Origin of the sequence: Pandoraea cepalis, assembly GCF_902459665.1 — a bacterium.
GTDB classification, from domain to species: Bacteria; Pseudomonadota; Gammaproteobacteria; order Burkholderiales; family Burkholderiaceae; genus Pandoraea; species Pandoraea cepalis.
The window spans coordinates 14,892-28,010 of sequence record NZ_CABPSL010000011.1 but is presented as its reverse complement, the minus strand read 5'-3'; the positions used below and the strand labels follow the sequence as shown (position 1 = coordinate 28,010).

12 protein-coding genes are annotated in these 13,119 nt (G+C 63.3%); 7 read left to right on the top strand and 5 right to left on the bottom strand.

Features of this window, described 5'->3' with window-relative positions:
• Positions 1–38 precede the first annotated feature (38 nt).
• On the bottom strand, positions 39–194 hold the full coding sequence (locus PCE31106_RS24015) for a hypothetical protein (RefSeq protein WP_174975202.1): 156 nt from the start codon (positions 192–194) through the stop codon (positions 39–41).
• Between PCE31106_RS24015 and PCE31106_RS14555 the strand changes: the two genes are divergently transcribed.
• From PCE31106_RS14555 to PCE31106_RS14545, 3 genes are read left to right on the top strand one after another with little or no spacing between them, the layout of a single operon-like run.
• Positions 193–2,442 carry a thiamine pyrophosphate-dependent enzyme gene (locus tag PCE31106_RS14555; protein ID WP_150563735.1) on the top strand — a complete coding sequence of 750 codons (2,250 nt, stop codon included), beginning with the start codon at positions 193–195 and terminating at the stop codon, positions 2,440–2,442. The two genes, PCE31106_RS24015 and PCE31106_RS14555, sit on opposite strands and share 2 nt — an antisense overlap.
• The gene (locus tag PCE31106_RS14550) at positions 2,432–4,021 is read left to right on the top strand and encodes an indolepyruvate oxidoreductase subunit beta family protein (RefSeq protein ID WP_150563734.1); all 1,590 of its coding nucleotides are present in this window, start codon (positions 2,432–2,434) and stop codon (positions 4,019–4,021) included. Before PCE31106_RS14555 ends, PCE31106_RS14550 begins: the two co-directional genes overlap by 11 nt.
• 37 nt (positions 4,022–4,058) lie before the next feature.
• Positions 4,059–4,829, top strand: a complete 771-nt coding sequence (locus PCE31106_RS14545; protein ID WP_150563733.1) for a cyclase family protein — start codon at positions 4,059–4,061, stop codon at positions 4,827–4,829.
• Positions 4,830–4,856: 27 nt separating this feature from the next.
• Here the strand turns inward: PCE31106_RS14545 and PCE31106_RS14540 are convergent, their stop codons facing one another.
• The 4 genes from PCE31106_RS14540 to PCE31106_RS14525 all read right to left on the bottom strand — a co-directional run bounded on the left by PCE31106_RS14540 (position 4,857) and on the right by PCE31106_RS14525 (position 7,962).
• Positions 4,857–5,486 carry a GntR family transcriptional regulator gene (locus tag PCE31106_RS14540; protein WP_174975200.1) on the bottom strand — a complete coding sequence of 210 codons (630 nt, stop codon included), beginning with the start codon at positions 5,484–5,486 and terminating at the stop codon, positions 4,857–4,859.
• Positions 5,487–5,602: 116 nt separating this feature from the next.
• Positions 5,603–6,130: a flavin reductase family protein gene (locus PCE31106_RS14535; protein WP_150563731.1), complete on the bottom strand. Its 528-nt coding sequence runs from the start codon at positions 6,128–6,130 to the stop codon at positions 5,603–5,605.
• A gap of 9 nt (positions 6,131–6,139) precedes the next feature.
• On the bottom strand, positions 6,140–7,240 hold the full coding sequence (locus PCE31106_RS14530) for an LLM class flavin-dependent oxidoreductase (RefSeq protein ID WP_150563730.1): 1,101 nt from the start codon (positions 7,238–7,240) through the stop codon (positions 6,140–6,142).
• Entirely contained in the window at positions 7,237–7,962 is a 726-nt protein-coding gene (locus PCE31106_RS14525) for an EthD family reductase (RefSeq protein ID WP_150563729.1), read from the bottom strand. The genes PCE31106_RS14530 and PCE31106_RS14525 overlap by 4 nt, the downstream gene beginning before the upstream one ends.
• A gap of 300 nt (positions 7,963–8,262) precedes the next feature.
• On the opposite strand from PCE31106_RS14525, the gene PCE31106_RS14520 reads away from it, so the two are divergent.
• From PCE31106_RS14520 to PCE31106_RS14505, 4 genes are all read left to right on the top strand, one after another.
• Positions 8,263–9,000 (top strand): HpcH/HpaI aldolase family protein, encoded by a 738-nt coding sequence (locus PCE31106_RS14520; protein ID WP_150563728.1) that lies wholly within the window; start codon positions 8,263–8,265, stop codon positions 8,998–9,000.
• An 88-nt stretch (positions 9,001–9,088) separates the two neighbouring features.
• Complete coding sequence (locus PCE31106_RS14515) at positions 9,089–10,423, top strand: MFS transporter (RefSeq protein WP_150563727.1); 1,335 nt, start codon at positions 9,089–9,091, stop codon at positions 10,421–10,423.
• Between the two features lie 36 nt (positions 10,424–10,459).
• Positions 10,460–11,857 (top strand): FAD-binding oxidoreductase, encoded by a 1,398-nt coding sequence (locus PCE31106_RS14510; RefSeq protein ID WP_150563726.1) that lies wholly within the window; start codon positions 10,460–10,462, stop codon positions 11,855–11,857.
• A 124-nt stretch (positions 11,858–11,981) separates the two neighbouring features.
• Positions 11,982–13,100, top strand: a complete 1,119-nt coding sequence (locus tag PCE31106_RS14505; protein WP_150563725.1) for a porin — start codon at positions 11,982–11,984, stop codon at positions 13,098–13,100.
• Positions 13,101–13,119 lie beyond the last annotated feature (19 nt).

Here is a 13,119-nt window from a genome sequence, read left to right as displayed (position 1 = left end):
GATAATATTGATTAATTTGACGGATATATTACCTAAACCTAGACTCGTTCGCATGACTCCTTGCCGAAGGGCGTCTCGTTGACACGTCGCGCCAGACGGTTGACGAAGCCCGACAGCGTCGTCGCCCCCCCCCCCACGCGATGTTGCACATTGCATCGTTGCTCACCGAACGTGAACCAGAGCAGGTAAATCATGGCCGAGAAGTCGTTCAAAAAAGAGGTGCAGAAGCTGCGCATGCCGGCCGGCGAGGTTTTTAGTGGCGAAGGCATCCTGGCCGTGACGAAGGCGTTGCTCCAGTCGGGTGTGTCCTATGTGGCCGGCTATCAGGGCGCGCCAATCTCTCATCTGATGGACGTGTTGTCCGATGCCAACGAGATCCTCGAAGAACTCGGGGTACATTTCGAAAGCAGCGCGAGCGAGGCAACGGCCGCGGCTACGCTGGCCGCATCGGTCAATTACCCGTTGCGCGGCGCTGTGACATTCAAGGCCACCGTTGGGACGAATGTGGCGTCCGACGCGCTGGCGAACCTCGCCTCGGGCGGTGTGACGGGCGGTGCACTCGTGATCGTTGGCGAGGATTACGGCGAGGGATCGAGCATCATGCAGGAGCGCTCGCATGCCTTCGCCATGAAGTCGCAGATGTGGTTGCTCGATCCGCGGCCGAACCTGCCGTCCATCGTCGATGCCGTCGAGAAAGGCTTTGAGTTGTCCGAGGCCAGCCACACACCCGTCATGCTGCAGTTGCGCATTCGCGCCTGTCATGTGCACGGTCGCTTCACCACGCGGCCGAATGTGCGCCCATCCTTCTCGCTCAAGGACGCCATCGAGAACCCGGTGCGCGATGTCGGCCGCATTGTGTTGCCGCCGGCGAGTTTCGAGCATGAGCGTGAGAAGGTCGAGACGCGCTGGCCCGCGGCCGTCGACTTCATCCGTCGCCATCAGCTCAACGAGTATTTCGGCGCGGACAGCTCACACGATGTCGGCATTATCGTGCAGGGGGGCCTCTACAACACGCTGATGCGCGCGCTGACCCTGCTCGGACTTGCCGACATCAATGGACAATCCGATCTACCGATCTATGTTATGAACGTCGCCTATCCGATGATCGACGACGAGGTCCGTGAGTTTTGCGCCGGCAAACGTGCCGTGTTGATGGTCGAGGAAGGACAGCCGGAATTTATCGAACAGTCGCTCAACACGGTCTTGCGCCGCGCCGATTTGCCGGCGCGCGTACACGGCAAGGACATGTTGCCGCGCTCGGGCGACTACACGCCGAACGTGCTGATCAAAGGTCTGCTCAAATTCCTTGGACGCTATACGCCGTCACTGGCAGACGACACCGCATTGCCCGAAGGCGTACGCGCGACGGTTGCCACGCGCAAGCCGGTGGAGGTGCCCGTCGTCACCGCCGGCGTTGCCACGGGCGCGGCGTTGGCCATGACCGGCCCGGATATCCTGCCGCCGGTGGTGTCCACCGCGCAAGCCATGCCGGACGTCCATGCCAGACCGCCGTCGTTCTGCACGGGATGTCCCGAGCGTCCGATCTTCACCGCGATGAAGCTGGTCGAGCGCGAGTTGGGCGCTCACCATGTGAGTTGCGATATCGGCTGCCATCTGTTCTCGATTCTCCCGCCATTCAACCTGGGCGCGACGACGATGGGGTACGGTTTGGGCTGGGCCGGTGCGGCGGCGTTCAATACATCGGAAACCGACCGGCGCACGATCAGCATGATGGGTGACGGCGGCTTCTGGCATAACGGGCTGACCAGCGGCGTAGGCAATGCTGTGTTCAACAAGAGCGACAACGTGCTGGTGATCGTCGACAACGGGTATTCTGCGGCCACCGGCGGGCAGGACATCATGTCGTCGAAGGCGGAGAACAAGATTCGCGCAACGCGCAATCCGATCGAGGCGGCCGTGCGGGGCGTGGGGGTGAAGTGGGTCAGGACGACGACGCATACCTATAGCGTGGCCCGGATGCGCGATACGCTTCGCGAGGCGCTCACCACCAAGGAGAAGGGGCCGAAGGTGATCATCGCGCAGTCGGAATGCATGCTGAACAAGCAGCGCCGAATCAAGCCGCTCATGAAGCGCATGGCCGATGAGGGCCGGCGCGTTGTGCGCGAGCGATTCGGCGTTGATTCGGACACCTGTACTGGAGACCATTCGTGCATTCGTTTGTCGGGCTGTCCTTCGCTCACCGTCAAGGAGAATCCCGACCCGCTGCGCCGCGATCCGGTGGCGTCCGTGCTCGACAGCTGTGTGGGCTGCGGGCTGTGCGGCGAGGTGTCTCACGCCGCCGTGCTGTGCCCGTCGTTCTACCGCGCCGAACTCGTCAGCAACGCCGGGTGGTGGGAGCGTGTCTCGAAACGCTTGACTGACCGGGTCATCGCGGCACTGCAACGTCGAGTGAAAGCCCGGGAGGTCGCGTATGTCGCATAACCCTGTCAAACCGATCAGTATCGCCATTCTCGCCATGGGCGGCGAGGGCGGCGGGGTGCTCGCCGACTGGATCGTCGATTTGGCCGAACACGCCGGATTTCGCGCACAGACCACGTCTGTGCCGGGCGTCGCGCAGCGCACGGGCGCCACGATTTACTACGTCGAGTTCTATCCGGTGCCGCTGATCGACGGTGCTCCCGAGCCGATTCTTGCGCTGGCGCCGGTGGCGGGCGACGTCGACATCGTGCTTTGTTCCGAACTGATGGAGGCCGGGCGCGCCGTGCAGCGCGGCATCGTCACGCCCGACCGCACCACGCTGCTGACCTCGACGCATCGCGTGTATTCGATGACGGAGAAGACCGCGATGGGCGACGGCCGAGTCGATTCCACGCGACTGCTGGACGCCGGGCGGGGCGCGGCCAAACGCTTCATCGCCGCCGACTTTGCCGCCCTTGCCGAGCGTGCCGGCAGTGTCATGAGCGCGGTTCTCTTCGGCGCGCTGGCCGGCGCTCAAGTGCTGCCATTTTCGCGCGAAGCGTTCGAAGCGGCCATTGAGCGAGGCGGCGTCGGCGTGAAGCCCAGTTTGAAGGCGTTCGCCGCAGGCTTCGAGGCTGCCGGCGCGGCGTCTCCCGCCGTGCCGGGGACATCGGCGCAGCCCGATACGGGTGATGAACACAAGGCGTTTTCGCCTGATGCCCGTCTGGCCCGGCTGGAAGCGCGCATTCATGAAACGTTTCCGGCCGAGGTCTGGCCGGTCCTGCACGCTGGCGTGCGACGACTGGCCGACTATCAGGATGTGGCCTACGGTGACGAATACCTCGACGCGCTCGTGCCGGTGCGCCAGCTCGACAGGGGTGACCGCGCGCCGGCCTGGGCACTGCTCGATGAAACGGCGCGCCATCTGGCGCTGTGGATGTCATACGAGGACACCGTGCGGGTCGCCGATTTGAAGATTCGCAGTGGCCGCTTTGCACGGGTTGCGAAGGAAGTGAAGGCGGCGCCGGATCAGTTGTTGCACATCAACGAGTTCCTTCATCCGCGCGTGGACGAAATCGCGGACACGCTGCCGGCTGGCATCGGCCGCTGGTTGATGAAGCCCGGCTTGGCACGCCGTCTCGTCGAGCGATACACGCAGCACGGGAGGATCGTGCGGACATCGTCGCTGCGGGGATTCTTGCAGTTGTATGCAGTCGCCTCGATGCGAAGCCTGCGGCGTCGCGCCTTGCGCCATCGTCGAGAGATGGCCGCGTGGCAAGCATGGCTGGCGAACGTTGTGGATATCGCGCCCGCCGACTATGCACTGGCCGTGGAGGTGGCGAAGTGTCAGCGCCTGGTGAAAGGTTACGGTGACACGCATGCGCGTGGCATGCGCAACTTCGAGGCGATCATGCAGGCCATGCCGGCATTGCGGCACACCCGCGATGCGGCCATGCGAGTGCGCGAAGCCTGCGAGGCCGCGTTGTCCGATGACACCGGAAAGCAACTGACGAATTTGCTCGGACAGTGGCGCGCCGACACGCAAACTGCCGGGCGTGCTGTCCCGTCCCATGACGTGCCGCGTGCGGCCGTCGCCCGATGATTGCCACGATTGACCGATAGACGTTACGGAGAATTCCATGCTCAAGGCCCTGGCACAAGCGCTGCAAAGCGGCACCGTCCGCGTGATTGACCTAAGTCAGACGCTGCACGCGCGCACGCCCATCATCCCCCTCCCGCCTCAATACGGGCAGAGCGCGCCGTTCCGGTTGGACGAAATTTCCAACTTCGATGAGCGCGGTCCGGGCTGGTACTGGAACAATATTTCCTGCGGCGAGCACACGGGCACGCATTTCGATGCGCCGATTCACTGGATTACCGGGAAGGACTTCCCGAACAACACGACTGAGACGATCGACGTGCAGAAGCTCGTGGCGCCGGCCTGCGTCATCGATGTGTCGGCAGAGACGCGTGAGAATCCGGATTACTTGCTTACGATCAATCGGGTCGAGCAGTGGGAGGCGCAGCACGGCCGCATTCCCGCCGGCGCGTGGGTGTTGATGCGCACGGATTGGTCGCTGCGTACCGACCCGGAGGCGTTCCTGAACATGAAGGAGGACGGTGGTCACACGCCGGGCGGCCACCCCGACTTGCCGAACTTCCTGGCCAGGGAGCGCGGCGTGATGGGCTGGGGAACCGAAGGCGTCGGCACCGATGCCGGACAGGCTTACGCTTTCTCGCAACCGTTCCCGTGTCACGCCAACATGCACGGCAACAACAAGTTCGGTCTTGCGAGCCTGGTGAACCTCGACAAGCTTCCACCGACCGGAGCACTGCTGATCACGCCACCGCTGAAAATCCGCCGGGGCTCCGGCAGCCCGTGTCGCGTGCTGGCGTTGATCGAGACCTGACAGGCGGCGCGGCGCACGTTGGGCAGGTCAGTCCTGCCCGTTGAGCTGCGCGAAGTATTGCTGCTCCGCCGCTACCGTAAATTCCAGCATGGCTGTCTTGATCTGCCGCGGATCACGCTCAAGGAAACCCTCGAGCAAGGCGCGCATGCCCTCGATCACCATCTTTTGCGTGTTTCGGTTATCCAGGGTTGCCAGACGCACCTGTTGTGCGTGATCCGCAAAACGCCGGATGGTGTTCTGCAACCGGGCATTCGGTACGGCGCCCAGCCACACCTCGCGAAACTCCACGTTGGCGTTGATCATGGCGACCGTGTCGTGCTTCTCGAAGGCCTTGCGCGCTTTTTGATAGGCGCGCTTGAGCGCCGCGTCTTCATCGTCGCCAAGCGTGGCTACCGTGCCGGCTGCCGCGCTCGGCTCCAGCAAGCGACGAAGCTCGAAAAGCTCGTGGACATCGTCGCTGGTCAGCGTGGGCACCACAAACCCGCGCGTCGTGCCGACGAGATAGCCGTCGCTCACCAGACGCAGCAGCGCCTGGCGCACCGGCATGCGGGTGCAGCCGAATTCGTCGGCCACCTCGTAATCCAGGATCCGGTCGTTCGGACCGACTTCCCCGCGTTGCAATCGCGCGCGAATCTCCTGATAGACGGTCTCGCTCAACGTGGTCTGCTTTAGCGCTGTCCGGCGCGGTAGCTTTACGACTTTTGCATGGTCATCGGCCATGGTGGCGGCTTCCGTGGTAGAGGCATTCTGAATTCATTATCTCGTCGGGCATTCTACATGCTGTCGATACGTCGGAAGCTGCCGTCGTGATACACGAGATTGCCCGGCAGCGGCGCGGCGTCGTGCAATGCCACTTGCGCCACTTCGCCGATAACGATGACATGGCTGGCGAACACGATCGTCCGCGATACATGGCAGGCGAACGAGACAAGGGCGTCGGCGAGCATCGGCGCGCCGTTGGTGGCGTCGCACCAGTCGCCGAGACGGAAACGCTCGGTCTGGTCCATGTTCAGCATGCCACCGAAGGCGCGTGCCAACTCCTCATGCTTGGCGCCCAGCACGTTGACGGTAAACGGCAATCCCGCTGCGATGACGCGGCCGAGTGACGTCGATTGATTTACACATGCCAACAGCGCTGCGGGCTCGGCGCTGACCGAGCACACCGCGGTGGCTGCGATACCGAGGCGCGACCCGTCGGCCAGGCGTGCGGCGATGACGGTCACGGCGCCGGCCAGGCGGCGCATGCCCTGGCGAAAGTCGGCCGGCGTGGCTGCGCTGGGAAGGTAGGGAGGCAGGGTCATGGCGCGTCCTCACGTCACCCGCAGACCCGCTTCGCGCATGAGCGGCACGACGCGTTCGCAAAAGAAGGGAAGTTCTTCCGCATAGTTGACAAAGGTGAGCGCGGCACCGCCGAATCCCGCCTCGTGCATGCGCACCATCTCCGCCACGATCTGTTCGGGGGTGCCAACGAGGGGATAGCTGCCGGTGCCGGCGGCGAAGCGCTGCCGGTACAAACGGTAGGCATCGTCTTCGTGGCTCTTCGAGAATTGCTGCTTCTGCTTCATGTGATGATCGAGCGCGGCGTCGTCGGCATTGTGCAATGCGTAGTAGTCGTAGAACTGGCGGGCTTCGGCTTCAGTTTCGCGGCAAACGACGTGAGCGACGGTGTACACGCCCAGGTCACGTCCCGCCTTGCGGCCTCGCGCCTGTACGTCGGCGATGTGCTGCCGGCCCACGTCGATATCGGTGAATGTCGTGAACAGGTAGTCGCAGTACTGGGCGGCAAAGTCGCGCCCGGGCGGCCCGAATGCGGCATTCATGGTGACCGGGCGCGGGTTTTGCAAGGCAGCGGGTTTGGAGATGGCTTGTCGCAGCTGATAGAACTGGCCTTCGAAGTCGATCGGCTCGGTGGCGCCGTAAAGCTGCGTGAGAATCTCGGTCCACTCGCCGGCCTGAACGTACGGCGCTTCACTGAGCTTCTGGCCGAACATGGCGAACTCGTCGGGGTTCCACCCGCAAACGATGTTCAGGCCCGCACGTCCGTGACTGATGTGATCGACGGTGGCAAGCGCTTTCGCGGCATAAATCGGATGCACCAGTGGCACATGCACCGTCATGAACAAGGCAATGCGCTCGGTCACGCCGGCCAGTCCGGCTGCGAACGTGAAGGTTTCGAACGACCACTCGCGCGCATGAGTCTGGCCGCCAAATCCCTTCCACCGCGCGATCGGCAGGAAAAAATCGAGGCCGCCGCGATCGGCAATGATGGCGGCGCGCTGGACGTCGTCCCATTGCGCGGTCCAGCGCTCCGGGACCTTCGTAAAGGCCAGTCCGCCATCGGCGTTGGCGGAAAAGACGCCGACCTTGAACGCGCTGGGGCCGCGCATTGGGTTCAACTTGGGGCTGCTCATGAATTTACCTCGGGCGAATGGGGGCGGGCCGAGTTCAGCGGCACGGTATGGCTTGTCATCGGGAAATGGACGTTATGGCCGTCGAACGGTGGCGACGCCTCGAAGTCGCGACGCATTTCGTGACGGATCGGGGATTGAAGTGCGGCGCTCAGCGCGCCGTTGTCGTCGAACACGACCTTGTTGCGCTGAACCGCGTTATCTCGCTGGGCGGGCAGGGCGCTGATCCAGTCGAGACACGTGTACACCTCCAACTCGCGAATGCCGGGCATGCGCTGCATGAGCGGGATATGCGAGGTGAGGTAATGCCCCAGCCAGGCGCTGTAGTCGCGGGGAGTGCCCTCGTAGGCGACGAGATAAGTGCAATGCGGCGTGCTGCGGCTTGCATCGGCAGGCGCGGCCACCGGAAATCGTCGCACCACCATGGCCTGCTGCGACAGATGCGCGTCGCGTATCCAGGGGAATGCTCGCCGCTCGGCCAACGTTTGCAACGCGCCGTCAGGTGCCGCGGCTGCCTCCAGGGCGGCGAGGTTGTCGAAATACAGCTGCAAGGCCAACGGCGGTGCATCTTCGTCCTTCAAATACGGATCGTTTGCCGACGACGGTGTATGCATCAACGCGCGGCGCAGGCCGTCGACGTTATTCAACCGGACTGCCACCTCGTCGAGCGGGGCTGGGCCTGCACATGGCGGCGTGCGAAACGTCAGGAAAAGTGCCACTTCCATCGCAACTCCTGTCATGAGGATGGATTGCTTGATCGAAAAACAGCATTCTGAATCCAGATTATGATTTGCGTGAGTGGCTTGTCAAGCGTGTCAAATCGATCGCGCACTAACGTTAACCCTCGGCTTGTATCGCCTGCCGATATTGGCTCCTGGCGTTTACCCGATGAGTTTCACGTTTAGATATTTTAGGTTTGACATTCTTTTTTTTCGTTTCTAATCTCACAAAAAATTAGATTCTGAATTCAGAAATATGGGTGCCACTCGCACCCGGCGGCGCAACGACCTATCAGGAGTCTCGACATGCTGTTTTCCTCACTCAAGCCGCTGTTGCAGCGACACGGGCCGATCGATCTCGTGTGGCTCGCGATGGGCAGTGCGCCGATGGCCGAATTTGCGGCGCATGCGGGCCCCGGTGCGATCGTTCTCGACTTGCAGCATGGCCTGTGGGAACGCGGGACGCTCGAGGCCGCAATGTCGGCCATCGGCGCCCGCTTGCCGGTGATCGCGCGTTGCGCCGACAATTCGCACCCTGCCATTGCCCAGGCCCTTGATGCGGGCGCATCGGCCGTGCTGGTGCCGCTGATCGAGACCGCCGACGATGCACGGCGCGCCGTTTCAGCTAGCCGCTATCCGCCTGTCGGGACTCGCTCGGCCGGTGGCGTGAGGCCTTTGCTGGCAGGCATCGACGCCATGTTCGAGGCGGATCGTCAGGTGGCCGTGGGCATGCTGGTCGAGACCGTGCAAGGGGTCAACGAGGTCGAGGCGATCGCGGCCGTGCCGGGTGTCGACTTCCTGTTTATCGGCACGGGAGACCTGTCGCTGTCGCGAGGCACCGCCGATGCCGACGTCATCGGCCGCGATTGCGCGCGCATTCTCGCGGCCGCGCGCAAACGGGGCATACCTTGCGGCATTTTCACGAACGATGCCCGGGCGGCCCGTCAGGCGTTCGCCAACGGCTATCACATGGCCGTTGCGGCAAACGACATCGAATTGCTCAAGCAAAGCTTCGCGCAGGCGTGCGCGGTCGCGAAGTCGTAGCGGCGGCCGTTGGGCTGTCAGGCGGCAGGATCGCCGTCATTGTGCGCAATACCTTGCGGTACCCCGCAACCAGACCCGAGAGGCAAGCATGGTTTCCAAAGACGATGTCGCAGGCGCGTTCACCCTCCCCACGCAAGCGGCAGGGACGGCGTTGTTTCGCAAGATTGCGTGGCGGCTGATGCCGTTCCTGTTCATTTGCTACCTGGTGGCCCAGGTCGACCGGATGAACGTGGCCTTCGCCAAGCTCGAGATGCTCGATCAACTGGGTTTCTCCGAGACGGTCTACGGCTTGGGGGCCGGCATCTTCTTCATCGGCTACGTGCTCTTCGAGGTACCCAGCAATCTCTTGCTCAAGCGGTTCGGTGCGCATCGCTGGATCGCCCGCATCATGATCAGTTGGGGCCTCATCTCGGCGGGCATGATGTTCGTGCAGACACCGACGCAGTTTTATGTGATGCGCTTTCTGCTCGGCGTGGCGGAAGCCGGCTTCTTTCCCGGCGTGATCTACTACCTGACCGACTGGTTCACGCGCGAATACCGTACCCGCATGACGGCCATCTTCATGACGGCGATCGCCGTCGCGGGCGTGGTTGTCGGGCCGGTGTCGGGGGCCATCCTGCATAGCCTGGTCAACCTGCACGGCATTGCCGGCTGGCAATGGCTGTTCCTGATCGAAGGGGTGCCTTCGGTCGTACTCGGCGTGATCACGCTGTTCTATTTGCCGCCGTCTCCGGAGCGCGCCACGTTCCTCGACGCGGCCGAGAAGCGCCAGCTTGCCTCGCTGCTGAGCGCCGAACGCGTGGGTGTCGACGATGCGCCGGCCGGGCGTGTGCTGCGCGCCGCGAGGGTGTGGATTCTCTCGGGCATTTACGGATGCTACGGCATGTCCTTCTTCGGCTTCGTATTCTGGCTGCCGACGATCATCAAGTCGTCCGGCGTGACGGATCCCTTGTCCATCGGCCTGTTATCCGCCATTCCATGGGCAGTGGCGATGGTGGCCATGTGTCTCGTCGCGGCGTTTGTCGATCGCCGCCAGAATACGCGTCCGGTGCTGATGTGGTTGTCGCTATTCGCGGCGATTGGCTGGGCGGCGAGTCCGTCGGTCGCTCACAGCGTGCCGCTGTCGATGCTGGTACTCAGTCTGGCGATGTTCGGCCTGATGGCGTCGTTGCCCGTGTTCTGGAACCTGCCGACCGCAAGCTACCAAGGTAAGGCTGCCGCCCTGGCGATCGCCTTCATCACGTCGCTCGGCAACGTGCCGGGCTTCTTCTCGCCATACATCGTCGGCTGGATCAGGACGCTGACCCACCGCATGGACGATGCCATGTACCTGTTCGCCGCCGTGTCGCTGCTCGCCGTGGTGTTGCTGGCGTTGCTGTCCGACAAATCGGCCTTGCGCTCCCGATCGTCTGTCGGCCGTTGAACATCCGTGGATCCCGTCGACCGAAGGAGTCTTCCAATGTCGTATCCCGACGTACTGTCTGTTCTGCTTGCCGAACTCGGTGACGACATCGTCAGTTTGCACGCGCAAATTGCCGAGCGTCGTTCAGCCGACTGGAGCGGCCTGCCCGGCGAAGCTCCGCTTGCGCTTTTGCGTCCGCGTACGACCGCCGATGTCTCGCGTGCACTGGCCATCTGCCACCGCTTTCGCCAGCCGTTGGTGGTGCAGGGCGGGTTGACGGGACTGGCCGGCGGCGCGTGTACCGGAGCGAACGACATCGCCTTGAGCCTGGAGCGCATGCGGGAGATCGAAGCCATCGACGACATCTCGGCGACGGTCACCGTGCAGACGGGCGCGACGCTGGAGGCCGTGCAGGAGGCGGCGACCGCGGCGGGCTTCATGTTTGCGCTTGATCTCGGGGCCCGCGGCAGTTGTACGATTGGCGGCAATCTCGCGACCAACGCCGGCGGCAACCGCGTCATCAAATATGGGATGGCACGCGATCAGGTGCTGGGCATCGAGGTCGTGCTGGCCGACGGCAGCGTGCTCGACGGCACGCACAAGATGGTCAAGAACAACGCCGGCTACGACCTGCGCCACTTGATGATCGGCAGTGAGGGCACGCTGGGCATCATCACACGCGCGGTACTCCGGCTGCACGCGCAGGCGGCCGGGGTGGCGACCGCCTGGTGCGGGCTGGCGGACTACGACAGCGTGACGCGCCTGCTCAGGCGGGCGCAGCAATGCCTGCCCACCGGGGTGTCGGCCTTCGAAGTCATGTGGCCCAGTTTCACCGGCTATATGTTCGCCAACGTGCCGGCCCTGCGCTCGCCGCTCGACACCCAGCATCAGTTCTACGTGCTGATGGAGTCGGCGGGCGCCGATGGCCCGCAACACCAGCAGGCGTTCGAGAATTTTCTCGGGGAGATGTTCGAGTCGGGCGTGATCGAGAATGCTTCGCTCGCGCAATCCCAGTCCGATGCGGCGTCATTCTGGCACGTGCGCGACGCGACTGCCGAATTTCCGATTCTGATGCCCGATCTCATCGCGTTCGATGTGAGCTTTGCGATCGCCGACATCGGACGTGCCGCGCAGCAAACCGACGCAGCGTTACGCGCCCGATGGCCCGAGAGTACCGTGCTGACCTATGGCCATCTGGGTGACGGCAATCTGCACCTGATCGTGCAGGTGCCCGGCGCCGACGCGGCCACCGTCGACGCCGTCGAATCACTCGTCTACGGCATCGTGCGGGAGTATCGCGGCTCGGTGTCCGCCGAACACGGCATTGGCGCCAAGAAGCGCAATGTGCTCGGCTACACCCGAAGCCCGGCCGAGTTGGCGGCTATGCGAGCGGTGAAAGCGGCGCTCGACCCGCACGGCATTCTGAATCCAGGCAAGGTCTTGCCGGCTGCCTGAGCCGGCGTCGCCGAATACGCTTTTTTGCTCGTCCAGCACCGGCGCTCGGTACCTGGACGAATTCCTCACGCCCGGACGCCGGGCGAGCCCATAGCACTTTCCTCATCGTAAAAGGTGGCATCCAATGAAAAAGTCCTTGCTGGCGGCCCTCGTGCTTGCGTCGATCGGCCAGATCGCTCATGCGCAAAGCAGCGTAACGCTGTATGGCATTCTCGATGCGGGTATCGATTTTGCCAACAATCAGGGTGGGGCGTCGTCGACCCAGGCCGTGAGCGGCATCATCCAGGGCAGCCGCTGGGGCGTGACCGGTGCGGAGGATCTCGGCGGCGGAACCAAGGCGATCTTCCGGTTAGAAAATGGATTCGACATCATGCGCGGCACGCTGCTGCAAGGCGGTCGGATGTTTGGCCGGGCCGCTTATGTGGGATTGACGAACCCGGTGTACGGCACGATCACCATTGGCCGACAGAATGACTTTGTGGCGGACTATCTGGGGCCGCTCGTATCCGTTGGGCAATGGGGGATTTTGTTCCCGCATGCCGGCGATGTCGATAACACCGGCATCGATTTCCGCATCAGCAACTCGGTCAAGTACCAGAGCATCTCCTACAGCGGTCTTCAGTTCGGCGGACTGTTCGGCTTCGGCAACACGGCCGGCGATTTCCAGCGCAACAGCGTCGTGACCGGCGGCGTGAAATACGACAATGGCCCGGTGTCGTTCGCGGTGGCCTACCTGCGCGTCAAGAACCCTTACACCGCCGTGCCCGAGGGCGTATGGACGCCCGCCAATACCGTCGACGGCAACTACGGGATTGCTGCGGGCACGTATCAGGTCTTCGGTGCGGGCGGACGCTATCGCTTCGGCAAGGCGGCCGTGGCGCTGGAGTACACCAACACGCAGTTCAAGGATCTCGATCCGTCGGTGGGCGCCGGCATTGGCGGCAAGGTCACCTTCCACGTGGCGGAAATCGACGGCAGTTACCAACTCACGCCGGCCCTGCTGCTCGGCGGCGGCTACAACTACACCTTTGGCAAGGTGGCGGCGACAGGCGCACAACCTCGGTACCACGAGGTCAATGCCATTCTCGATTACTTGCTGTCGGTTCACACAGACCTCTATGTCATGGCCGTCTGGCAAAAAGCCGCAGGTGACGCCCGATACGCCAACCTCGCCCCTGTCATCTCGGCGTCGTCGACCGATTCGCAATTCGTGACGCGCATCGGCATTCGCCACACCTTCTGAAGCCGTCGGCGGATGCCGC

Coding starts and splice junctions, on each gene's coding strand:
- PCE31106_RS24015 (WP_174975202.1), bottom strand. CDS start 194: ATGATTTACCTGCTCTGGTTCACGTTCGGTGAGCAACGATGCAATGTG.
- PCE31106_RS14535 (WP_150563731.1), bottom strand. CDS start 6,130: ATGACCCTGCCTCCCTACCTTCCCAGCGCAGCCACGCCGGCCGACTTT.
- PCE31106_RS14550 (WP_150563734.1), top strand. CDS start 2,432: ATGTCGCATAACCCTGTCAAACCGATCAGTATCGCCATTCTCGCCATG.
- PCE31106_RS14545 (WP_150563733.1), top strand. CDS start 4,059: ATGCTCAAGGCCCTGGCACAAGCGCTGCAAAGCGGCACCGTCCGCGTG.
- PCE31106_RS14515 (WP_150563727.1), top strand. CDS start 9,089: ATGGTTTCCAAAGACGATGTCGCAGGCGCGTTCACCCTCCCCACGCAA.
- PCE31106_RS14510 (WP_150563726.1), top strand. CDS start 10,460: ATGTCGTATCCCGACGTACTGTCTGTTCTGCTTGCCGAACTCGGTGAC.
- PCE31106_RS14525 (WP_150563729.1), bottom strand. CDS start 7,962: ATGGAAGTGGCACTTTTCCTGACGTTTCGCACGCCGCCATGTGCAGGC.
- PCE31106_RS14555 (WP_150563735.1), top strand. CDS start 193: ATGGCCGAGAAGTCGTTCAAAAAAGAGGTGCAGAAGCTGCGCATGCCG.
- PCE31106_RS14505 (WP_150563725.1), top strand. CDS start 11,982: ATGAAAAAGTCCTTGCTGGCGGCCCTCGTGCTTGCGTCGATCGGCCAG.
- PCE31106_RS14520 (WP_150563728.1), top strand. CDS start 8,263: ATGCTGTTTTCCTCACTCAAGCCGCTGTTGCAGCGACACGGGCCGATC.
- PCE31106_RS14530 (WP_150563730.1), bottom strand. CDS start 7,240: ATGAGCAGCCCCAAGTTGAACCCAATGCGCGGCCCCAGCGCGTTCAAG.